Source organism: Paractinoplanes toevensis (genome assembly GCF_018332695.1).
Lineage (GTDB): Bacteria > Actinomycetota > Actinomycetes > Mycobacteriales > Micromonosporaceae > Actinoplanes > Actinoplanes toevensis.
The window spans coordinates 13,545-35,854 of the sequence record NZ_BOQN01000112.1 but is presented as its reverse complement, the minus strand read 5'-3'; the positions used below and the strand labels follow the sequence as shown (position 1 = coordinate 35,854).

Genomic DNA, 22,310 nt, shown 5'->3' with positions numbered 1-22,310 from the left:
CAGGGGGCGCGATGACTCCGGCGGCGTGGGCACTACGGCTGTACGAGGCGGCCGACGAAGTTTTCTGGGCGGTCAAGTTAAGTCTGATGTGGACGGTCGGCACCCTGGCCGGTGGCGTGGTCCTCGGGGTCGGCCCGGCCACGCTCGCGGCGTACACCGTGGCCCGCCGGCACGCCGAGGGTGAAACGGGATCGTCCTTCGTCCGCGCCTACCGCACCGAGTTCCGGCGCGGCTCCGCCCTCGTCCTTCCGATCGTCGCCACGGCCACGCTGCTGATCACCAACTATCACTGGCTGGCCGACCGCAACGCCCGGATCGCCACCCTGGCCGCCCTCGCCTTCCTCGCCGTGATCGCGGCCTACCTGCTGCCCATGGCCGTGCACTACGACCTCCGGACGCCGGCTCTTCTCCCCAAGGCCTCGCGGTTCGCCCTGCTGCGCACACCCGCATCCGTCCTGCTGCTGTTCACCCTCGTCGCGTTCGGTTTCGCGGTAGCCGCGTTCCCCGTCCTGCTGGTGGTGGCCGTCGGCGGGTGGATCCAGCTGGACACCTGGCTCTGCCTGCGCCTGTTCGCCGAGAACGAGGCACTCCGAAAGGGACTTACATGAAGAAAAGCCTGGCGGCGCTGGCCGCCCTGACACTGATAACGGCCGGTTGCGGCGACAGCGGGAGCGAGACGAGCAGCGACACCATCACCGTGATGGCGCCGCTGTTCGGCACCGCGCCCGACCCGAACGGCGAACTGCAGCAGGCCGTGCAGAAGCTGATCGGCAAGAAGCTCCAGATCACCTGGGTGCCGAACGCCGACTACAACGAGAAGACCAACGTCACCCTGGCCTCCAACAACATGCCGCAGGTCATGGTCATCCAGGGCGACAAGCAGGCGGCGTTCGTACAGGCCGCGCAGGCCGGCGCGTTCTGGGACCTGACCGGCAAGCTCGACAAATATCCGAACCTCGTCCCGGCCGACCCGACGACCGGTAAGAACGCGACGGTCAACGGCAAGACCTTCGGCATCTACCGGGTCCGCCCGCTGCTGCGCTCGGCCATCTCGATCCGCAAGGACTGGCTGGAGAAGCTCGGCCTCCAGATGCCGAAGACGGTCGACGACCTGCAGGCCATCGCGAAAGCCTTCACCGAGCGGGACCCGGACGGCAACGGCAAGAAGGACACGTACGGGCTGATCGTGCCGAAGTGGCCGGGCAACTACGCCAGTTCCAGCCCGTACGACGTGATCGAGACCTGGTTCGGCGCCCCCAACGGCTGGGGTGACCGGGGCGGCAAGCTCGTCCCCGGCTTCGACACCGAGGAGTTCGTGACCGCCAACAAGTGGCTCAAGACCTGGGTCGACAACGGCTGGATCAACCCGGACTTCGCCACCCTGGACAGCGCCAACTGGAACAAGCCGTTCGTGCAGGGCCGGGGCGGCATCATCATCGACGTCAACGTCCGCTCCGGCGACCTGGTCAAGCTGTTCAAGGAGGGTGACCCGAAGAACTTCGACAAGGTCGCCCTGGCCGGCAACCTCGCACGCTCCGACGGGCAGAAGTTCTCCGCCCCGTTCCCGGGTTACAACGGCATCGTCGCGATTCCCAAGCAGAAGGTGAAGACCGAGGAACAGCTCGACCAGGTGCTGCAGGTGCTCGACAAGATGCAGACCAAGGAGGGCACGGTCCTGCTCACCAACGGGATCGAGGGCCGCAACTTCAAACTCGAGGACGGGTACGCGGCGCCGCTCGACGAGGACAACCCGCAGATCAAGCAGATCAACAACGACGTCGAGAAGGCGTTCATCCAGCTCGGCACCCGGGCCAGCATCGGCCTCGGCGCCTACCCGCCGAAGCCGGCCGACGAGCCGTCCCGCAAGCTGGTCGTGCTTCGTGACCAGCTGGCGGCCGAGGACCTGAAGACCGCGGTGCACAACCCGGCGCTCGGCGTCGTCTCGGAGACCTACATCAAGCAGGGCAAGACCCTCGACCTGATCATCCCGGACGCCCGGATCAAGTTCCTGTCCGGCGACATCACCGAGGAACAGCTGCGGGCCGAGGTCAAGCGGTGGTACGCCGAGGGCGGCGAGAAGGTCGCTCAGGAGACCAACGATCTCGTGGCGAAGCTCGGCAAGTAACCGTGGCCACCGACCTGGAACGTCCGCCGGTGGTGCAGCCTGAGATCGCGCCACCGGCCGCTGTCAAAGCGCGCCGAGTGATCCGCCACGGCTGGCTGTATCTGATGCTGCTGCCCGGCCTGGCCTACTTCCTGATCTTCCGGTACTGGCCGATGTACGGCCTGAGCATCGCGTTCCAGGACTACCTGCCGTTCCTCGGCTACGCCGACAGCCCGTGGGTGGGGCTCAAGCACTTCGAGGAGTTGTTCACCGGCTCGGACTTCACCCGGCTGATGACCAACACCCTGATCCTGGCCCTGCTCACCGTGGTCTTCGTGTTCCCGGCCCCGATCATCGTGGCGCTGCTGCTCAACGAGCTGCGGCAGCGAACGCTGAAGAACTCGATCCAGTCGATCATCTACATCCCGCACTTCCTGTCCTGGACGATCGTGGCGTCGGTGAGCTACCTGCTGTTCTCGGCGGATTTCGGGGTCATCGCCGGGTTCATCAACGACATCGTCGGCGGGCCGCGGGCCGATTACGTGGCCCAGGAGGCGTGGTTCCGGCCGATCGTCGTGCTGCAGCTGCTGTGGAAGCAGACCGGCTGGGGCACGATCATCTACCTGGCCGCACTGGCCGGTGTGGACACCCAGCTGTACGAGGCGGCCCGGGTCGACGGGGCCGGCCGGTGGCGGCAGTTCTGGCATGTCACGCTGCCCGGCATCCGGCCGGCCATCGTGATCATGGGAATCCTGACCTGCGGGCATCTGCTCGACTCCGGGTTCGAGCAGATCTGGCTGATGACCACCTCGCTGAACCGGTCGGTGGCCGACGTCTTCGACACGTACGTCTACTACATCGGCATCACCCAGGGCTCGTACAGCTACTCCACCGCGGTCGGCCTGTTCAAGGGCGTGGTCGGGGTGCTGCTGATCTACGGCTCGAACCTTCTCGCCAAGCGGTTCGACGAGCGGGGGTTGTTCTGATGGCCCGGGACGAGTCGGTCGGCGGCCGCGTGTTCGACGTACTCAATGTTGTTCTTCTTCTTGGTCTTGCCCTGATCACGCTGTTGCCGTTGCTGTATGTGGCGGCCGGTTCGTTCGCGTCGGAGGGGGAGATCGCCGCCCGGCCGTTCTTCCTGTGGCCGAAGCACATCGTCACCGACACCTACGACTACATCTTCGGCACCGGGGTGTTCGTCCGCGCGCTGGCCACCACCGTCGGCGTCACCCTGGTCGGCACCGCGGTCCAGGTCGGGCTGACGCTGACCATGGCCTACCCGCTGTCCAAGCGGCGGCTGCCAGGCCGGGCCCTGGTGCTCAACCTGGTGATCTTCACGCTGGTGTTCAGCGGCGGGATGATCCCGACCTACCTGGTGGTGCGCAACCTCGGGCTGCTGGACAGTTACTGGGCGCTGATCCTGCCGCTCGCGATCAACCCGTTCTACCTGATCATCGTGAAGACGTTCTTCCAGCAGCTGCCCGAGGCCCTGGAAGAGGCCGCGATGATCGACGGCTGCACCGAGCTGGGCGTCTTCCGGCGGATCGTGCTGCCGCTGTCCAAGCCGATCATCGCGACGTTCTCGCTGTTCTACGCGGTCGGCATCTGGAACGACTACATGTCTCCACTGCTTTACATCAACGACAGTCAGAAGTGGACCCTCCAGGTGCTCGTCCGCCAGCTCACCGCGCCCAACGCGGACTCGGCGAACGTGGTGCAGCAACTGGACTCCACCCTCTTTCCCGAGCAGGGCCTGAAGTTCGCGATCATCGTGATCGCGACGCTGCCGATCCTGCTGGTCTACCCCTTCCTGCAAAAGCATTTCGCGAAGGGCGTCCTGATCGGATCCGTCAAGGAGTAACCGTGGAACGTCGCCGCGTCCTGGCCGGCATGGCCGCCGCCCCTTTTGTCCCGATGATTCCGAGAGTGGGGAGAGCCGCCGTGCCCGAAGTACGACTCACCTGGCTGGAGGGCCGCCCCGGCTCGTCGGCCACCACCACCTGGGGAACCCCGTGGCCCAAGGGCACGGTCCCCGGCGACCAGGCCTTCCGGCTGGCCGACCCGGCCGTGCCCGTGCAGAGCTGGCCGCTCGCCTACTGGCCGGACGGCACGCTCAAGTGGAGCGGGCACGCCATCGCGGACGGCGCGCCGTCCGACGCGTACACCCTGCAGGCCGGCACCCCCGATCGGCCGGCGCAACCGGTCGTCGTCACCGACCGTAAGAAATACGTCGAGATCGACACCGGCGTGATCGTCGCTCGCGTCCCGCGCAGCGGGCGCGAGCTGATCAGCGAGATCCGCCGCGGCGAGACGGTGATCGCCCGCGACGGCGTGCTGGTCGCCTACCGCCAGGAGCACATCTCGGACGAGCCGTCGCCGCGCCACCTCGTCCAGAGCGACGTGCGGAAAGTTGTGGTCGAGCAGTCCGGGCCGGTGCGCGCGGTGGTGCGGATCGAAGGACGGCACGGACACGACTGGCTGCCGTTCACCGTGCGGCTGGTCTTCTTCGCGGGCGCCGAGAGCGTCAAGATGATGCACACGTTCGTCTATGACCGGGACGGCTCGAAGGACTACATCGCCGGGCTCGGCGTGCGCTTCAAGGTGCCGATGCGGGACGCGGCCTACGACCGCCACATCCGCTTCGTCGGCGACGGGCACGGCCAGCTCACCGAGGCCGTCCAGGGCATCACCGGCCTGCGGCGGGACCCGGGGCTGGCGGTACGCAACGCGCAGATCGCCGGGACCGCATTGCCCGACCCGGCCACCTGGGACCAGCGCGTCACCACCCGCCTGCAGTACATCCCGCTGTGGGGCGACTACTCGCTCAGCCAGCTCTCGGCCAACGGCTTCACGCTTCGCAAGAGGACCAAGCAGGGGTACGGGTGGGTAGCGGTCGACCAGGGTCAGCGGGCCTCCGGGCTGGCCTACGTCGGCGGGGTCACCGGCGGGGTGGCGGTCGGGCTCAAGGACTTCTGGCAGCGGCACCCCACCCAGCTCGACATTCGCCGGGCGCACACCGCCGAGGCCGAGGTCACGGTCTGGCTGTGGTCACCCGATGCCGGGCCGATGGACATGCGCTTCTATCACGACGGGATGGGCCAGGACACCTATCCGGAACAGCTCGAGGGTCTCAACATCACCTACGAGGACTACGAACCCGGCTTCGGTACGCCGTACGGCATCTCCCGTACCAATGAATTGGTTCTGTGGGCCTTGCCCTCGACTCCCCCGGCCGAGCGCCTCGGCGCGATGGCCGACCAGGTCCGCACTCCCCCGCAGCTGATCAACCCGGTCGAGCACCTGGTCTCCTGCAACGTCTTCGGCGGCCTGTTCGCGCCGGTCGACCGGACCGACCCGCTGAAGGCCACCATCGAGGACCATCTGGACTTCCTCTTCGACTTCTACCGCAAGCAGGTCGATCAACGGCACTGGTACGGCTTCTGGAACCACGGCGACATCATGCACACCTTCGACGAGGACCGTCTGGTGTGGCGCTACGACATCGGCGGTTACGCCTGGGACAACTCCGAGCTCTCCCCCGACCTGTGGCTCTGGTACGCGTTCCTGCGTTCCGGCCGCGCCGACATCTACCGGTTCGCCGAGGCGATGACCCGGCACACCGGCGAGGTGGACGTCTACCACCTGGGCAAATGGGCCGGTCTGGGCACCCGGCACGGCGTGCAGCACTGGGCCGACAGCGCCAAGCAACAGCGCATCAGCACGGCCATCTACCGCCGGATCTACTACTATCTGACCGCCGACGAACGCACCGGCGACCTGCTCTCGGAACTGGTCGATTCGGACCGTACGTTCCTGGTGCTCGACCCGATCCGCAAGATCCGCACCGAGCCGTACACTCCCGACCCGCACGCGCTGTCGATCGGCCTCGGCACCGACTGGAGCGGTCTGGCGGCCGCCTGGCTGACCGAGTGGGAGCGACGGGGGCCGCTCGCCGAGAAGGCCAAGGCGAAACTGCTCGGCACGATGGAGACGATCGGCGCGATGCCGAACGGCTTCGTCACCGGCAGCGGCCTGTACGACCTGGACACCGGCCGGTTCGCGCCGGTCACTGCCAAAACCGTCAGCGTCTCCCACCTGAGCGCGATGTTCGGCCAGGTGGAGATCTGCGCCGAGGTCATCGACCTGGTCGACATGCCGGCCTTCGAGGCGGCCTGGTTGCAGTACTGCCGCCTGTTCAACGCGACCGCGGCCGAGCAGACCGCCGAGTGCGGTGCGGCGTTCGGCAACCTCATCCTGCGCCAGGGCCACGCCCGGCTGACCGCGTACGCCGCGGTGCGGTTGAACAACGCCGCGCTGGTCACCCGGGCCTGGCGCGACTTCTACACCGGTGACGGCTACGCACCGACCCTGCCGTGGAAGAGCGAACGGGTCACCTCCACGCTCACCCCGACCGACGCCGCGAAGTGGGTGTCCACCAACACGACCGCGCTCTACGGCCTGGCCGCGATCCAGAACCTCGCCCTGGTGGGCGACCAGATCATCGCGCCCTGAGCAGCCCGTCGACGAAGGCTCGCAGGCCCGGGACGTAGGTGTCCCGGGCCGCGAGAACCGGCCACTGCGGACCGATCGCGGCCAGGCGCGGGGTCTGTTCGGGGTCGAAGCCGGTGAAGTCGCCGTTCTTTTTCTTGCTGGAGTGCACCCGGACCAGAATCTCGCCGACCGTGTAATACCAGATGCTCCGGAACAGCCCGGCCGCCTGCTCCTGGGTGCATCCGGCGTCCTCGGCCGCGGCCACGATGACCTCGACCAGTCGCACGGCCGAGCCGCCGAGCAGGCCCAGGAAGCCATCGGTGGTCAGCACCTCGGCGGCCCACGGCCAGCCGGCCAGGGTGTCGCGCATCGCCGCGGCGGCCACCACGATGCGTTCCCGTGGATCGTCCGGCAGATCCGGGAACGGGGCCTGCGCCGCGTACTCGTTGAGCAGCAGGAGCAGCAGGTCCTCCTTGTCCCGCACGTGGTGGTAGAGGGTCGTCGCCCCGATGCCCAGCTCGCCGGCCAGCCGCCGGATCGTCAGCTTCTCCCAGCCGCTCTCGTCGATGAGCCCGCGAGCCGCGGCCAGAATCTCCGCGCGCGAGGTGACCGGTGGTCGGCCGGTGCGGCCGTTCGATGTCGACACCCCACCATCTTGCGTCGTCTGCTACTTTCGGAACATGTTCCGAAAGTCGAACCGCACCCTGACCGCAGTAGCTCTCGTGCAATTCATGGTGTCGCTGGACCTCTCGGTGGTGAACGTCGGACTGCCCCGGATCGCGTCCGGCCTGGGTTTCAGCGCCGCCGGCCTGACCTGGGTGATCCACGCCTACGCCCTCACCTTCGGCGGCCTGCTCCTGCTCGGCGGCAAAGCCGCCGACCGCTTCGGCCGCAAACGGATCCTGCTGCTCGGCCTGGCCGCCTTCGGCGTCGCCTCCCTGATCGGCGGCTTCGCCCAGACCCCCGGCCAACTCGTCACGGCCCGCGCCGCCCAGGGCATCGGCGCCGCCGCCCTGTCCCCCGCCGCACTGGCGCTGCTCACCGCGGCCTTCCCCAGCGGCAAGCCCAGAGTCCGAGCCTTCGGCGTGTGGGCCGCGACCAACGCGGCCGGCGGCGCCCTCGGCGTCCTGATCGGCGGCGTGCTGACCCAGTACGCGGGCTGGCGCTGGGTGATGTTCATCAGCGTCCCGATGGCCGCCGTCACCCTGGCCCTGACCTGGCGGGGCGTCCCCGCCGACCGGCCGGCGACCCCCACCGGCCGCCCCGACGTGCTCGGCGCCGTGCTGGCCACGGCCGGCATGGGCCTGCTGGTCTTCGGCATCGTGCGCACCGACCGGCACGCCTGGACGTCACTGTCCACCCTTTTCACCCTCGCCGCGGCGGTCGCCCTGCTGGCCGCGTTCCTGGCCGTCGAACGCCGCACCACCCGCGACCCGCTGATCCGCCTCGGTCTGCTGACCAACCGCGCGGTGGCCGGCGCGAACGCCTACAACCTGCTGGTCGGCGCGGCCATCACCGCGACGTTCTACTTCGCGTCCCTCTACCTGCAACGCGTCCTCGACATCGGCCCGGCACTGACCGGCGTGATGTTCCTGCCGTTCGCCCTGGGCGTGATCGCCGGCAGCATCCTGGCCATCCGACTTGGCTACCGCACCAGCTCCCGCAACATCCTGGTCGGGGGCGCCCTGCTGACCGCGGCCGGCTTCGCGTGGTTCAGCCGAATCAGCCCCGACGGCTCCTTCCGCACCGACGTCCTGGGCCCGTCGATCGTCGCCAGCATCGGCTTCGGCCTCTGCCTGGGCCCACTCGTCTCGGTAGCGACTGCGGACGTGGCGCCCGAGGAGTCCGGCACGGCATCCGGCCTGCTGAACAGTTCCCGCCAGATCGGCGCATCACTGGGCCTGGCCGCCCTGGGCACCGCGGCCCAGCACCGCACCGGTCCGCTATCCACCCCAGTCGCCCTGACCAGCGGCTATGCATTGGCGCTGACACTCAGCGCGCTCCTCCTGCTGACCGCCGCCGCAATAGCGGCCACAGCCATGCCCCGAAGCGCCACTGCACCCTCCCCTGAACCAACAGCGGCGAAAGCTTGAATAGAAATCTAGGCATAAGACAACTGGTCATATAACCTCTAGGCGTTCGTCAACCAGGAGGACGAAAATGCCAGTCGATGCGACGCCCGGGAGTAAGGCGTCAAGGAAGGACTACGACGGCCTGTTCAAGTCGATGTTCGAGGCGCACCCCGAGGACACACTGAGAATCCTGTTCGGTGCGGAGTTGGACGGCCGGCAGGTGGTTCTGGAGGGGCCGACGGAACAGCAGCGTCGACTGACCCGAAGCAGAGACAAGGTCTACTTGGCCCTGCGAGACAGAGAGGAGCAGGACCGAGCAGAGAAGGACGGACTCCCGATCCCCTTGCACGACGTATACCACCTCGAGGTACAGGTCGAGCGGGTGACGGACTTCGAGGAACGGATGATGTCCTACTGGTCGTCGCTGGCACTTAAGTACTCGCGCGCACGGCATCGGCTCCACCAGGTGGTGGTTTGGCCGTTCGGCGGCGGCTATCCCGGAAACTTCCAGCGGGACGGCGCCGCGCTGCGGTACACGTCATGGAACCTGGCGGAGGATCTGGACCCTGAGTACATCCTCGCGAGCGGCCTGGCGCCGCTCGCCCTGTGGTCCAAGAACCCGCCACCCGATGCGGTGGAACGGGTGGCCGAGACGATAGCCGCAACAGCCGATCCGGACGAACGGCTGGTCTTGGTTGAGCTGGGTAAACTGGGTCCCAGACCCATCGCGACTCAGTTGGTCAAAGCGTTGATGAGGAGAGGAATGAGCGACATTCTGGAAGGTACCGAGTTCGCCCGCGACCTCGCCCGCCGCAAGATCGAAGAGGGCCGGGCAGAAGGCCGCGACGAAGGACGTGTCGAGGCTTTGGCGGCACTTCTGAAGCACCACTACGGGGCCATCGACGATCTTCCTGAGCTCGCGCGCAAGCTGGCGGCCGTCGACTACGAACAGCACCTTCAGTGGGTCACCGATCGCGTGCCGCTGGAGCAGTTGCGGGCGGTCTGAGCATCAGGGTTCACCCGCCCACTCGCCGATCGAATAAGGTTGGCGGGTGGGCTCTGCCATCGACTTTTCCGGATATCTGCGGCGGCTCGGGGTGGAGCGGGAGCCGCCCAGCCTTGACGGACTGAAGGCTCTGCATCGGGCTCACGCCGAGCGGGTGCCCTACGAATGTCTGGAGATCTGGCTCGGGCGGCCCACCACCGTCGAGCCCGAGGATTCGATCGGGCGGATTCTGCGAGGGCGCGGCGGATACTGCTTTCACCTCAACGGGGCTTTCTCGGCGCTGCTCACGGAGCTCGGCTATGCCGTCACCCGGCACTACGGCGGGGTGCAGGGCAATGCTTCGCACCCGGCCGGAGCGGTCGGCAACCATCTCGTGCTGACCGTGTCGGGACTGCCGTCCGATACGGCGCCCGACGGGAACTGGCTGGTCGACCTCGGCATGGGCGACGGCATCTACGAACCGCTGCCGCTGGCCGAAGGCGAATACCAGCAGGGCCCGTTCCGGTACCGACTGTCGCGGTCGGCGGCGGAGCCCGGTGGCTGGCGGTTCGATCACGATCCGCGGGGCGGGTTCCTCGGGATGGACTTCCGCGGCGAGAGCGTGGAGATGTCGGCGTTCGCGGCCAAGCACGAGGAGCTCTCCACCTCCCCCGACTCCGGGTTCGTGCGGGTAGCCACCGTGCAGCGGCGAGACGCGCACGGCATCGACATCGTGCGCGGGCTGGCACTGAGCCGAACCGGTGACATCGAGCAGAAGACGATCCTCGATCGGCGGGACGACTACTTCGCGGCGCTGGCCGACGTCTTCGGGATCACTCTCGACGACGTCGGCCCGGCCGACCGAGACGCGCTCTGGCGACGCCTCACCGAAGCACACGAGAAGTGGCTGGCCGGCGTCAGCTCTCCGTGATGGTCAGGGCCGACATTCCGGCCACGGCCTCCACGTCGAAGCCGGCTTCGCCGTTCCCCCAGCCGTTCGCGGTGAAGGACCGGCCGGGGGCTATGCCCTTGTGGGTTGCGCCGGCCAGCGTCACCTGGCCGGCCCCGGACTGCACCTGCACCCGCACCGGGGTCGCGCCGGCCAGCCTCACCAGGAACTGGTCCACGCCGCCGGTCATCCGCACCGGAACCACGCTGGTCGGCACCGGCAGGGTCAGGTCGATGCGGCTGGCGCCGCCGGTCAGGTCTACGCCGTCCACGACCGCGCCGGTCAGGTCGACGGTGGTCTGGGCGGTGCCGCCGTTCATCTGCAGCGTCCACCGCACCTTGTTGTTCAGCACGATCGTCACCTCGGACGGGCCGCCGTGCACGCCGGCCGGCAGGTGCAGCCGGACCGCGCCGTCCGCATCGTCCACCTTCGGGGTCACGCCGCTGCCCGCGGGGGTCGTCACCCGGTAGAGGTCGTCGCCCAGGTCGTCGGTGCGCAGCCGCACCGAGCCGGCGCCGTCGACCAGCTCGAAGCGGGCCGACTCGCGGCCGTCGACCGGGCCGCTGACCGCGTCGCCGCTGACGCCGGTCCGGCCGACCGCCTCGGTCCGGTCCGGGTCGTCGCCGACCCAGCGCGGGGCGATCAGGATCGCCGCCGCCATACCGGCCAGGAACAGGACCACCCCGGCGACCAGCAGCGGGCGCCGATATCGACGCACCCGGGCGCCCTGTGCGGTCTCGGCCTCCTCCGGCGCACCCCAGCCGGGCAGCTCGAAGCCCTGGTGCGTGGTGAGGTAGTCGAGGTCGTCCGAGTCGTCGAACGGGTCGGCGGGCGGCGGGTAGTCGCGGGCCTCGACCGGTTCGAACCCCACCGGGTCGGTGTCCTCCTCGCCGGGGGCCGGCCACTCCCCGGTCAGCTCCTCGTCGTAGGGCGTCCGGGCCGGATAGTTCTGCGCCAGCGGCCCCGCCACGGGGTAGCGCTCCACCGGGTGCTCGCCGGTCGCGTACTCCTCCGCCCCGGGCCGTTCGCCGAGGAACTCCGATGCGGGCGAGTCCGGGCCGTAGTCGTCACCGACGTAGTCCTCGTAGTCGAAGACGTCGGCGGGCGGATCGTCACCGGGCGGGTTGGGGGCCATCGTTCCTCCTGGGACGGAGCCGGCACCATCCGGCGCGGCTCCTCGGCCTTCACTACGGACGGGAGGCGCCCGGGGGTTGACCTCTACCGAGGTTCACGTTGTCGGATGGGACTCATGGAGATCACTGGGCTGGGCTGGCTGGGCACGAGGACGGCGCAACCCGAGGCGCTCGCCGACTTCTACCGGCGGGTGCTCGGACTGCGGGAGACGTACACCGCACCGGGGTTCTGGGTGTTCACGCTGCCGGACGGGCGGAACGTCGAGGTGTTCGCGCCGGGTCGGGGCAAGGACTTCTTCGACACCGGGCCGGTGGCCGGGTTCGCGGTGCGGGACCTGCCGGCGGCGATCGAGGAGCTGCGGGCGGCGGGGGTGGAACTGCTCGGTGAACCGGGCGAGTCCTGGCAGCATTTCCGGGGACCGGACGGGAACGTCTACGAACTGGTCGCGGACGTCAGGTAACGCTGGATGGTCGGGCCCACCCAGGCTGCGGCCTCGTCGGCGGTCATCGCCACGACCGGCGGCAGCCGCAGCACGAAGCGGCACAGGGCCAGCCCCAGCATCTGGCTCGCCACCAGTCCGGCCCGGCGCGGGGCGTCGGCCGGGTCGGGACAGGCGGCCGTCGCCAGCGGCAGGAGCTGGGCGCCGAACAGTTCCCGCATGCGCTCGGCGGCCGCCTCGTTGGTGGCCGCCGCCCGCAGCAGCGCGGTCAGCGTCTCGTCGCTCTCCCAGCGGTGCAGGAAGTGCCGGGCCAGGGCGGCGCCCAGCTCGTCGCGGGGAATGCCGGCCGCGTCGGGCAGCTGAAGGTCGAACTCGGCCGCCGCGGCGAACAGCTTCTCCTTGTTGCCGTAGTACCGCATCACCATCGACGGGTCGATCCGGGCGTCGGCGGCGATCGCCCGGATGGTGGCGCGCTCGTAACCGTCGCTGGCGAACCGTTCGCGGGCGGCAGCCAGGATCGCCGCCCGGGTCGCGTCGGATCTGCGCACGGCCGAGGTCATGCTGCGATCGTAGACAGCTCGGACAGTCGCATCGCGAGCCGCCGCCGCACCACCGGGAGGCGGCCGGCCAGCGGCAGCAGGCCGGTCAGCAGGCGGTTGCGTGAGGTGGCCACGCGGGTCATCCGGTCGGTCATCGCGACCACGCCGGCCGCGACCGGGCGGCGGCGACGCTCGTAACCGTCGAGGTCGGTGCCGTCGGCGAGCACGGCAGCGAGATCGACCGCGTCCTGGATGCCGGTGTTCATGCCCTGGCCGCCGGCCGGGCTGTGCACGTGGGCGGCGTCCCCGGCCAGGAAGATCCGGCCGTTGCGGTAGTGGTCGGCGAGCCGGTGGTGGACCCGGAAGCGGGAGCTCCACACGACCTCCCGGACGCGGGCCGGGACCCGCTCGGGCCCGCGGGTGTCCAGCAGCGCCTGGACGTCATCCAGGGTGGGCTGCTCGGGTGCCTGGTCGAGGGTGGCGACGATCCGGTGCCGGCCGTCCGGCAGCGGCGCGACCACGACCAGCCCGGCCGGCGAGAAATACAGCATCACCTCGTCGCCGGGCAGATCCCAGTCCATCCGCACATCGGCCAGCACGAACGAATGCGCGTATCGGTCGCCGGTGAAGCCGATGCCGCTGAGCTCGCGCACGGTGCTGTGCATGCCGTCGGCACCGACCAGGTAGCGGGCGCGCACGGTCTCGCCGCCGGTCAGGGTGACGGTGACGCCGTCGGCGTCCGGCCGGGCGCCGGCCACCTCCGCCGGACGGCGGACCGAAACCCCGAGCTGAGTGAGGCGTCCGGCGAGGATTCTTTCGGTCTCGCTCTGCGGCAGCATCAGGGTGTACGGGTACGCCGTGGGCAACCCTCCGAAGTCGATGGTCATGAGTTGCCGATCACGATCACGCACCGTGAATCGGGGCACGATCACTCCTCGTTCGACGATTTCGTCGGCCACCCCCACCGACTCCAGCACCTCGAGCGTGCGGGCGTGAATGACGGCGGCCCGCGACGTGTTGGCGCCCTCGGCCGCGCGGTCGACGATCGTCACGCCGAGCCCGCGGGCGGTCAGGGCGGCGGCCAGGGTGAGCCCGACCGGCCCGGCCCCGGCGATCAGCACGTCGGTCTGCGGTGAGCTGCTCATGATGGCACCCTCCTCGGTTTTGCCAACAAGTGTTGGCATGACAGTAACCGATGCCAACGCCCGTTGGCAAACGCTTGTTGGCATTGAGGGTGACCGACGTCTTCCGGCCGGTGGCCGGGAACGGCCCGGTGGACCGCCCGGCGTGGCCCGCCGATTCGGGACCTGGCATGTGCGTACATTTCCCAGGGTTTCGCTGGTCTTGAATTGCTCCGATGCTTCGATAAGCACGCGGTAACACGTGGGAAACTTCCGGCTGCGAGCATTTCGCCGGGAATCAGGGAGGCTCGTTTGTTCCTCAGCCAGCACGAGCAGGAACGCCTGCTCATTCACGTCGCGGCCGACGTGGCCCGGCGCCGGCAAGAGCGTGGGCTCAAGCTCAACCATCCGGAGGCGACCGCGATCATCACGGCCTTCCTGCTGGAGGGCGCGCGGGACGGGCGGACGGTGGCCGAACTGATGGACGCCGGGCGGCGCGTGCTGACCCGCGACGACGTCATGGAGGGTGTGCCCGAGATGCTGGGTGAGGTGCAGGTCGAGGCGACCTTTCCGGACGGGACCAAACTCGTCACCGTGCACGGGCCGATCGCATGATCCCGGGCGAGGTCATCCTGGGCGACGGAGTCATCGAGATCAACCCGGGCCGCGAGGTGCTGTCGCTGACCGTGCGTAACACCGGGGACCGGCCGGTTCAGGTCGGTTCGCACTTCCACTTCGCCGAGTCGAACGCGGCGCTCGACTTCGACCGCGGCGCCGCCTGGGGTTACCGGCTCGCGGTGCCGGCCGGGACGTCGGTGCGCTTCGAGCCGGGCATGCCCCGCGACGTCGACCTGGTCGCGCTGCGCGGCAACCGGATCGTGCCCGGCCTGCGCGGCCTGGCCGGCGGTTCGCTGGACGGTGTGGATGCCGAGGCGCCGCCGGCTCCGATAAAAGAAGAACCAGAGAACGGCAGCCCGCGATGACCGCACTCGACCGGGGGCGGTACGCCGCCCTGTACGGGCCCACCACCGGCGACCGGATCCGGCTGGCCGACACGAACCTGCTGATCGAGGTCGAGGAAGACCGCAGCGCCGGGCCGCAGCCGGGCGACGAGGTCGTCTTCGGCGGCGGCAAGGTGATCCGCGAGTCGATGGGGCAGTCGCGCGCCACCCGCGCCGAGGGCACCCCGGACACCGTGATCACCGGCGCGGTGATCCTCGACCACTGGGGAATCATCAAGGCCGACCTCGGCATCCGGGACGGCCGGATCGTCGGGATCGGCAAGGCCGGCAACCCGGACACCATGGACGGCGTGCACCCCGACCTGGTGATCGGCCCGGGCACCGAGATCATCGCGGGCAACGGCAAGATTCTCACGGCCGGCGCGATCGACAGCCACGTGCACCTGATCAGCCCGACCATCCTGGACACCGCCCTGGCCACCGGCATCACCTCGATCATCGGTGGCGGCACCGGGCCGGCCGAGGGCACGAAGGCCACCACCGTCACGCCGAACGCGTGGCACCTCGCCCGGATGCTCGAGGCGATCGACACCTTCCCGATCAACGTGCTGCTGCTGGGCAAGGGCAACACCATGTCGGAGGAGTCGATGTGGGAGCAGCTGCGCGGCGGGGCCGGCGGGTTCAAGCTGCACGAGGACTGGGGCACCACGCCGGCGGTGATCGACGCCGCGCTGCGGGTCGCGGACGCCTCCGGGGTGCAGGTCGCCATCCACACCGACACGCTGAACGAGGCCGGCTTCGTCGAGGAGACGATCGGGGCGATCGCCGGTCGATCGATCCACGCCTATCACACCGAGGGTGCCGGTGGCGGGCACGCGCCGGACATCATCACGGTCGCCGCGCTGCCGAACGTGCTGCCGTCGTCGACCAACCCGACCCGGCCGTACACCCGGAACACACTGTCCGAGCACCTCGACATGCTGATGGTCTGCCACCACCTGAACTCGGCGGTGCCGGAGGACCTGGCGTTCGCCGAGAGCCGCATCCGGCCGTCGACGATGGCCGCCGAGGACCTCCTGCACGATCTCGGGGCGATCTCGATGATCGGCTCGGACTCGCAGGCGATGGGCCGGGTCGGCGAGGTCGTGATGCGAACGTGGCAGACGGCGCACGTGATGAAGGCGCGGCGGGGAGCGCTGGCCGGCGACGGTGCGGCCGACAACAACCGCGCCAAGCGCTACGTCGCGAAATACACCATCTGCCCGGCGGTGGCGCACGGCATGGACGCGGAGGTCGGGTCGGTCGAGACCGGCAAGCTCGCCGACGTCGTGCTCTGGGACCCGGCGTTCTTCGGGGTGCGGCCGGCTCTGGTGATCAAGGGCGGCATGATCGCCTACGCCCAGATGGGCGACGCGAACGCCTCGATCCCCACCCCGCAGCCGATGCTGCCGCGGCCGATGTTCGGATCGTACGGCGCGGTGCCGTCCCAGACGTCGCTCGCCTTCGTCGCGCCCGCCGCGATCGACGCGATGCTCGGCGACCGGATCGGGGTCAAGCGCGCCCTCGCGCCGGTCGGCGACACCCGGCAGGTCGGCAAGGCGGACATGCCGCTCAACGACGCCACCCCGCGCATCGAGGTCGAGCCGGACACGTTCACGGTGCGTATCGACGGCGAGGTCGTCGAGCCCGACCCGGTGACGTCACTGCCGATGGCTCAGCGTTACTTCCTGTTCTGATGAGCCTCGCCACCCTGCTCGTGCTCGCCGATGGGCGGCTGCCCGCCGGCGGGCACGCGCACTCCGGCGGGCTCGAGGCCCAGGTCTCGGCCGGCCGGGTGCGCGACCTCGACGACGTGTTCGGCTTCCTGCGTGGGAAGCTCGCCACCGGCGGCCTGGTCTCGGCCGCCTTCGCGGCGGCCGCCTGCCGCCGGCCCGGCGAGTGGGCCGCGCTGGACGACGGACTCGATGCGCGTACGCCGTCGCCGGCGCTCCGCAAGGCATCCCGCGCCCAGGGCCGGGCCCTGCTGCGGGCCGGCCGATCGATGTGGCCGCTGCCGGCGGTGGTCCGCACGGCCGGCGGCACCGTGCCGCGCGACATGCACCAGCCGGTTGCGCTGGGCCTTCTGGCGGCCGGAGCCGGGCTCGGGCCGCTCGATGCCGCCGTCGCGGCCGCGCACGGTGTCACCACCGGGTCGGCCGGCGCGGCGGTGCGGCTGCTCGGCCTAGACCCCTATGCGGTGCACGGGCTCCTCGCCCGGCTCGCCCCCGAATGTGATCGGATCGCGGCCGAGGCCGCGTGCCGGTCCGACGACCCGGTCGACGATCTGCCGGCCGCGGGTTCCCCCCTGCTCGACATCGGCGCCGAGCACCACGCCACCTGGGAGGTGCGTCTCTTTGCTTCCTGACCACGCGCCCGGCTCTGCCGGCACACCGTCGGGTGGGGCCTGGCCCCGGCCCTCCGAGAACTACATCGCCCCGCACACGCACGAACCCGACGAGGTGCCGCACACCCACCCGGACCCCGGCGTGGACCCGCACGAGCCGCTCACCACCGGGCCCCGCGCCCTGCGGATCGGCATCGGCGGCCCGGTCGGCTCGGGCAAGACCGCGCTGGTCGCGGCCCTGTGCCGGGCGCTCGGCACGGAACTGCGGCTGGCCGTCGTCACCAACGACATCTACACCACCGAGGACGCCGACTTCCTGCTCCGCAACGGGGTGCTGCCGGCCGAACGGATCCGCGCGGTGGAGACCGGCTGCTGCCCGCACACGGCGATCCGCGACGACATCTCGGCCAACCTGGACGCGGTCGAGGAGCTCGAGGAGAAGCTGGGCCCGCTCGACCTGGTGCTGGTGGAGAGCGGCGGGGACAACCTGACCGCGACCTTCAGCAAGGGCCTGATCGACCAGCAGATCTTCGTGGTCGACGTGGCCGGCGGCGACAAGGTGCCGCGCAAGGGCGGCCCCGGCGTCACCACCGCCGACCTCCTGGTGATCAACAAGACCGACCTGGCGCCGATGGTCGGCGCCGATCTCTCGGTGATGGAACACGACGCCCGGCACCGCCGGGGCGAGCTGCCCACGGTGTTCCTGTCGCTGGTCGAGGACCGCGGTGCCACCGCCGTCGCCGACTGGATCCGCGCGCTCGTCGCGGCTCGCGTGCCGGCCGCCTGATGCGGGCTTTCGCCCAGGTCGTCGCCGAGGCGGACGGTCGCGGCGGCACCCGGCTCGCCGTGTTGCGCGGCGAGTCGCCGCTGCTGCTGCGCCGCACCGGCGGCCGGTCCGGCGGCGACGCCACGGTGCACCTGGTCGGTGGTGCGGCCGGGCCGCTGCGCGGCGACGACCTGCGGTTGGAGGTCACGGTGCGTGCGGGCGCGGTGCTGACCGTACGCAGCGTGGCCGCGCAACTGGCCCTGCCGGGGCGGCCCGCTCCGGCCTCGCGGCTGGTCATCCACGCGTCGGTGGCCGGGACGCTGCGCTGGTTGCCGGAGCCGCTGATCGCCGCCGCCGGCTGCGACCACCACACGTCGAGTGTGATCGAGGTGGCCGAGGGCGGCGAACTGGTGTGGCGCGACGATCTCGTGTGCGGCCGCCATGCCGAGCCGTCCGGTGACGTCCGGCTGGACACCACGATCCGCTACGGCGGGAGGACGCTGTACCGGCATGACCTCACAGTGGGCCGGCACGCGGACGGCTGGGACGGTGCCGCCGTTCTGGGTGGCGGCCGAGCCGTGGGGACGGTGGTCGCGGTCCCCGGTCTGCCGGGCACCCTGACCGCGTCGCCGGGTGCGGCCCTGATGCCCCTGGCCGGCCCGGGAGTGCTCGCCACCGCGGTCGGCGCCGACATCCGCCAGGTCCAGGCGGCCCTGGACCCGCTGTGCGCGACGGAAGCGCCCACTCCCCTGCCGGTGGCGGCCTGAGCGGATGGGAGCGGCACAAAGCCGCCCCCATGCGGACAAATCAGGCCGCTACCGCTATCGGGACGCCATGCGCGTCGGTCAGTGCCAGCCGGGTGTGCAGGTTGCCCTGCTGAGCCACCCGGGCGAAATACTCGGAACGGCGGCGCTGCAGGCAACCCTTGCGGGTTCGCGGTCCGCCGGCCGCCACCGTCAACAGCTCGGGTGCGAGAGAGCTGTTCAGGCCCTCGCGCAGCAGCTGCAACGCCTCGGTGCGCAGCTGCGAGATCCGGGACTCGGTCACGCCCAGCCGGGCGGCGACGTCGCTCAGTGGCTGTTCCTGCAGGAACGACTCGGTGACCACCATGCGCAGCCGTTCCGGCAGGGCCTGGATGGCCTGATGCAGGTAGCCGAGACGCTCCCGCTTCAGCAGCAGGTCCTCCGGGCCCTCGGACAGCTCGGGCACCATCTCCTCGGCGGCGCCCGTCGGGAAACCCTGGAGACTGAGCAGGGCCGCCTTCTGCACGTCGTCCTCCACCGTCGCCAGCTCCGCCACGCCGATGCCGAGGAACTCGGCCACCTCGGCGTCGGTCGGCGTGCGGCCCAGGGCCGCGGTGAGCTCCTGGCGGGCCGACGCGCTGCGCCGGGCCCGGGCCCGGACCGAGCGGCTGGCCCAGTCCTGACCGCGCAGTTCGTCCAGGAGAGCACCGCGGATGCGGACCGCGGCGAAGCGGTGGAACGGGATGCCCCGGGTCACGTCGAACGAACGGGCCGCACCCAGCAGCGCCGCGAATCCGGCCGAGGACAGGTCATCGGCGTGGACGTGGCCCGGTACCCGGTTGAGCAGCTCCCGGACCAGATGGCCAACCATCGGCATGTGTTCGCGGACGAGGTCCTCGATGTCACGCGCGGACGGCGCGTCGTGGGTGACGCCGATGGTGGCGGGGAGCTCGGTCGTGGTCGTCACGTAGTCCTCCTCGCGCATACGACCGGTTGATGAAACCGGCTGACGAGGAAGACCTTGGTCGCCGAAAGGTGCAGCGGCGGCCGAACTCGGTTGCTTTTATGGTGCTTTTTGCGAGAAAAGCTCAGGTAAGCACGGGGGTGGGCGCGACCACGCCCGTGAGCTCCTCGTTCACCCAGTGCATGCGGCGAACCGCGACCTCCGGGTGGTCGCCGAACTCGGTGGCCACCTCGGCGGCACACCCGTCACTCCCGTGCAGCAGAAGCATTGCCGTCACCGCCTGCTCCACCGTTTTACGGCTCGGGCATTCAGACGGCTGGATGCTGGAGACGAACAGCGCCTCAGCCGCCAGATCCTTCACGATGCTGATCATGTCGAAACTCCCCGATGTACGACCCTTATTGGCCCGCTGGAGCGATTCTGTCCCGTGCGGGCGGCAGCAGGTGGCTGCCACGCCGGTCGGTGTCGCATCGGTCGCCAGGCACGCGGATCACGGCGGATCGCTCCAGAAAGTGCCTGCTCACATCGCTTCCACCCTAACGCGGCGATCGGCCGCCCGGCGGATGGTTTTTTCCCCGGACGGCCGATCGGAAACGCAAAGGTCAGGTCGTCGGGCAGTCCAGGTCCGTTTCCGGGTTGCACGCCTCTTCCTGCGGAGCCGTCGTCGGCGACGTCGTGGTCGTCGGCATCGTCGTGGTCGGCTCCGTCGAAGGCTCGTCGTCCTTCGGCTTGGTCGTGGTTTCCTCGGGGTTCGGCGCCGGCGCCTTGGTCGTGGCGGTCGTCGTGACCGTGGTGCCGGGCGTGGTGGTCTCGGTGCCCGGCGTGGTCGTCGTGGTGCCCGGCGTGGTGGGGGTTGCCCCGGTGGTCGCGCCGGTGGTCGGGTTGATGGTTATGGTGCCACCGGGCCCGATCGTGACCCCCGGGATGGGCGTGGCGCCCGTCGGGGTCGGAACCAGCACCGTCTTGCCGTCGGACAGGTTCTGCACCAGCTTGGTCGGCTCGCCCGGTCCCTCCGACACGAACGTCTCGCAGCTGCGGTCGTTGAGGTTGAACGCGAGCGGCGTGGCGTTGTTGAGCGTGTACCGGCCGGAGATCGGCAGGGTCACGGCCTTCCGCCCGGCCAGCGGCGCGCTGGAGGCCACCGTCACCTGGTTCCCGGTCTGGACCAGGGGCACCTTGCCGTTGCCCGACACGACCTGATCGCCGGGCATGATGAACCACAGCTTCCAGGCGCTGATCGGGGACGCGTCGCGGTTGGCCACGGTCACCTGGGCGCTGAACTTGCCCTTCGAGTCGCTCCAGATCGCATAGCTGACCACACACTTGCCGCTGGCCGCCACGACGCTCGGCTGCGGCGCACCCTTGCCGCCTTCGGGTGCCGTGTTGCTGGCCAGGCTCCAGCCGTAGGTGCCGGTGCCGAGCAGCAGAACCGCACCGGCCGCGATCATGATCCGGCGGGTCGGGTTCTGCGGGCCCCGGTTGCGCTCCTTGGGCCCGTTGCCCGGGGACGGCGGCTCGGGCGGCTGGTTGCCGTCGAACGCCGGCCGCAGGGCCGGGCCACCGGCGGCCGCGGCCGCCATGACCGGGCCGGAGCGCAGCGCCGCGAAGCGGCTGTTACGGACCGGCGGCTCGGCCTCCTCGGCGTGCGGCCGGGCCGGCGGCTGGTCGGCGCGGATCACGTCAGGATAGGACCGCTGGCTCGGCAGGATCGTGGTGTCCTCGCCGCTTTCGGCCCAGTCCGGCACGTAGCCGCGGGCCACCGACGGCGCACCCGCCGCGATGCCGGCCAGCACGTGCGCCAGCTCGGCGCTCGACGGCCGGTCCTGCGGACGTTTCTCCAGGCAGCGGCCGACCAGCGCGGAGACCGCGTGCGGCAGCCCCTCGACCGCCGGCAGCGGGTCGGGCTCGACATACTGGTGGGCGCGCAGCAGCGCGGTGGTGGTGCCGACGTCCCACGGCAGCTGGCCGATCAGCGTGCGGTAGATCAGCAGACCCACCGCGTAGACGTCGGTGGCCGGGCTGACCTGGCCACCCTCGAGCCGCTCGGGCGCGAGGTAGGCCGGCGTGCCGAGCAGGCTGCCATCAGGGTCTATGTCGTTCTCCCCGATCAGCGCCGAGATGCCGAAATCGACAACCTTGGCCCCGGTCGGGGTAAGCATGACGTTGGCCGGGGTGACGTCGCGGTGCACGATGCCGCGCGAGTGCGCGGCGGCCAGCGCGGCGGCCACCTCAGCGGTGATCCGGACCGCGTGCTGCCATGGCAGCCGGCGAGCCCGGGCGAGAACGGCGGCGAGCGACTCACCGTCGATGAGCTCCATCACGACATAGGGAACCGGCTCACCGTCGACGGTGACCGCCTCGCCGTAGTCGTAGACGTTGGTGATGTGCGGATGGCTCAGACGTGCGGCCGCCTGGGCCTCAGCCCTCAGCCGACGCCGGAAGGCCGGGTCCGCGCTGGTCGACGGCGGCAGAACCTTCACCGCGACCTGGCGTCCGAGGACTTCATCAAATCCTCGCCACACCACTGACATCCCGCCGGCACCGAGCCGCTCCACCAACCGATATCTATCGGCCAGCAGGCTCGCTCCGGGCAGGTCCGTCGTGCTCATGTGCCCCCACATGCGCGCTCCGAAGAAAACGCCGAGACGCACCGCCATG

22 protein-coding genes are annotated in these 22,310 nt (G+C 70.0%); 15 read left to right on the top strand and 7 right to left on the bottom strand.

What is annotated here, in order from left to right:
• The first annotated feature begins 11 nt into the window (after window positions 1-11).
• From Ato02nite_RS40205 to Ato02nite_RS40185, 5 genes are all read left to right on the top strand, one after another.
• Window positions 12-608, top strand: coding sequence for a YesL family protein (locus Ato02nite_RS40205; protein ID WP_213011957.1), 597 nt, complete (start codon window positions 12-14; stop codon window positions 606-608).
• Window positions 605-2,125 (top strand): type 2 periplasmic-binding domain-containing protein, encoded by a 1,521-nt coding sequence (locus Ato02nite_RS40200; protein WP_213011956.1) that lies wholly within the window; start codon window positions 605-607, stop codon window positions 2,123-2,125. The genes Ato02nite_RS40205 and Ato02nite_RS40200 overlap by 4 nt, the downstream gene beginning before the upstream one ends.
• Window positions 2,126-2,154: 29 nt before the next feature.
• Window positions 2,155-3,090, top strand: coding sequence for an ABC transporter permease (locus tag Ato02nite_RS40195; RefSeq protein ID WP_213011955.1), 936 nt, complete (start codon window positions 2,155-2,157; stop codon window positions 3,088-3,090).
• Window positions 3,090-3,965, top strand: a complete 876-nt coding sequence (locus Ato02nite_RS40190) for a carbohydrate ABC transporter permease (protein ID WP_213011954.1) — start codon at window positions 3,090-3,092, stop codon at window positions 3,963-3,965. Before Ato02nite_RS40195 ends, Ato02nite_RS40190 begins: the two co-directional genes overlap by 1 nt.
• Window positions 3,966-4,045: 80 nt before the next feature.
• Complete coding sequence (locus Ato02nite_RS40185) at window positions 4,046-6,616, top strand: exo-rhamnogalacturonan lyase family protein (RefSeq protein WP_213011953.1); 2,571 nt, start codon at window positions 4,046-4,048, stop codon at window positions 6,614-6,616.
• On the opposite strand, the gene Ato02nite_RS40180 is transcribed toward Ato02nite_RS40185, so the two are convergent.
• Window positions 6,603-7,241, bottom strand: a complete 639-nt coding sequence (locus Ato02nite_RS40180; protein ID WP_213011952.1) for a TetR/AcrR family transcriptional regulator — start codon at window positions 7,239-7,241, stop codon at window positions 6,603-6,605. The two genes, Ato02nite_RS40185 and Ato02nite_RS40180, sit on opposite strands and share 14 nt — an antisense overlap.
• Before the next feature lie 34 nt (window positions 7,242-7,275).
• Here Ato02nite_RS40180 and Ato02nite_RS40175 point away from each other — a divergent pair, with 34 nt between their 5' ends.
• The 3 genes from Ato02nite_RS40175 (at window position 7,276) to Ato02nite_RS40165 (ending at window position 10,583) form a co-directional block, all read left to right on the top strand.
• Window positions 7,276-8,688, top strand: a complete 1,413-nt coding sequence (locus tag Ato02nite_RS40175) for an MFS transporter (protein ID WP_213011951.1) — start codon at window positions 7,276-7,278, stop codon at window positions 8,686-8,688.
• A 67-nt stretch (window positions 8,689-8,755) separates the two neighbouring features.
• A complete protein-coding gene (locus Ato02nite_RS40170; protein ID WP_213011950.1) occupies window positions 8,756-9,673 on the top strand; it encodes an RpnC/YadD family protein in 918 nt (305 codons plus the stop codon).
• Between the two features lie 46 nt (window positions 9,674-9,719).
• Window positions 9,720-10,583 (top strand): arylamine N-acetyltransferase family protein, encoded by an 864-nt coding sequence (locus tag Ato02nite_RS40165; RefSeq protein WP_213011949.1) that lies wholly within the window; start codon window positions 9,720-9,722, stop codon window positions 10,581-10,583.
• Here the strand turns inward: Ato02nite_RS40165 and Ato02nite_RS40160 are convergent.
• Entirely contained in the window at window positions 10,570-11,736 is a 1,167-nt protein-coding gene (locus Ato02nite_RS40160; RefSeq protein ID WP_213011948.1) for a hypothetical protein, read from the bottom strand. The genes Ato02nite_RS40165 and Ato02nite_RS40160 overlap by 14 nt on opposite strands.
• A 114-nt stretch (window positions 11,737-11,850) precedes the next feature.
• On the opposite strand from Ato02nite_RS40160, the gene Ato02nite_RS40155 reads away from it, so the two are divergent.
• Entirely contained in the window at window positions 11,851-12,195 is a 345-nt protein-coding gene (locus Ato02nite_RS40155; RefSeq protein WP_213011947.1) for a VOC family protein, read from the top strand.
• Here Ato02nite_RS40155 and Ato02nite_RS40150 read toward each other — a convergent pair.
• Complete coding sequence (locus Ato02nite_RS40150; protein ID WP_213011946.1) at window positions 12,168-12,734, bottom strand: TetR/AcrR family transcriptional regulator; 567 nt, start codon at window positions 12,732-12,734, stop codon at window positions 12,168-12,170. The genes Ato02nite_RS40155 and Ato02nite_RS40150 overlap by 28 nt on opposite strands.
• Entirely contained in the window at window positions 12,731-13,858 is a 1,128-nt protein-coding gene (locus Ato02nite_RS40145; protein WP_213011945.1) for an FAD-dependent monooxygenase, read from the bottom strand. The genes Ato02nite_RS40150 and Ato02nite_RS40145 overlap by 4 nt, the downstream gene beginning before the upstream one ends.
• Window positions 13,859-14,146: 288 nt before the next feature.
• On the opposite strand from Ato02nite_RS40145, the gene Ato02nite_RS40140 reads away from it, so the two are divergent.
• The 6 genes from Ato02nite_RS40140 to Ato02nite_RS40115 are packed head-to-tail and all read left to right on the top strand — an operon-like array spanning window position 14,147 to window position 18,712.
• A complete protein-coding gene (locus tag Ato02nite_RS40140; protein ID WP_213011944.1) occupies window positions 14,147-14,449 on the top strand; it encodes an urease subunit gamma in 303 nt (100 codons plus the stop codon).
• Window positions 14,446-14,817 carry an urease subunit beta gene (locus Ato02nite_RS40135; RefSeq protein WP_213011943.1) on the top strand — a complete coding sequence of 124 codons (372 nt, stop codon included), beginning with the start codon at window positions 14,446-14,448 and terminating at the stop codon, window positions 14,815-14,817. Before Ato02nite_RS40140 ends, Ato02nite_RS40135 begins: the two co-directional genes overlap by 4 nt.
• A complete protein-coding gene (locus Ato02nite_RS40130; RefSeq protein ID WP_213011942.1) occupies window positions 14,814-16,532 on the top strand; it encodes an urease subunit alpha in 1,719 nt (572 codons plus the stop codon). The genes Ato02nite_RS40135 and Ato02nite_RS40130 overlap by 4 nt, the downstream gene beginning before the upstream one ends.
• Entirely contained in the window at window positions 16,532-17,200 is a 669-nt protein-coding gene (locus Ato02nite_RS40125; protein WP_213011941.1) for an urease accessory protein UreF, read from the top strand. Before Ato02nite_RS40130 ends, Ato02nite_RS40125 begins: the two co-directional genes overlap by 1 nt.
• Complete coding sequence (ureG, locus tag Ato02nite_RS40120) at window positions 17,190-17,966, top strand: urease accessory protein UreG (RefSeq protein ID WP_438873109.1); 777 nt, start codon at window positions 17,190-17,192, stop codon at window positions 17,964-17,966. The genes Ato02nite_RS40125 and ureG overlap by 11 nt, the downstream gene beginning before the upstream one ends.
• Window positions 17,966-18,712, top strand: a complete 747-nt coding sequence (locus Ato02nite_RS40115) for an urease accessory protein UreD (RefSeq protein WP_213011940.1) — start codon at window positions 17,966-17,968, stop codon at window positions 18,710-18,712. The genes ureG and Ato02nite_RS40115 overlap by 1 nt, the downstream gene beginning before the upstream one ends.
• Before the next feature lie 40 nt (window positions 18,713-18,752).
• On the opposite strand, the gene Ato02nite_RS40110 is transcribed toward Ato02nite_RS40115, so the two are convergent.
• From Ato02nite_RS40110 to Ato02nite_RS40100, 3 genes are all read right to left on the bottom strand, one after another.
• Window positions 18,753-19,655: a sigma-70 family RNA polymerase sigma factor gene (locus tag Ato02nite_RS40110; protein ID WP_213011939.1), complete on the bottom strand. Its 903-nt coding sequence runs from the start codon at window positions 19,653-19,655 to the stop codon at window positions 18,753-18,755.
• 121 nt (window positions 19,656-19,776) lie between these two features.
• Entirely contained in the window at window positions 19,777-20,025 is a 249-nt protein-coding gene (locus Ato02nite_RS40105; protein ID WP_213011938.1) for a hypothetical protein, read from the bottom strand.
• A gap of 229 nt (window positions 20,026-20,254) precedes the next feature.
• Window positions 20,255-22,261 carry a serine/threonine-protein kinase gene (locus tag Ato02nite_RS40100; protein ID WP_213011937.1) on the bottom strand — a complete coding sequence of 669 codons (2,007 nt, stop codon included), beginning with the start codon at window positions 22,259-22,261 and terminating at the stop codon, window positions 20,255-20,257.
• Window positions 22,262-22,310: the final 49 nt, after the last annotated feature.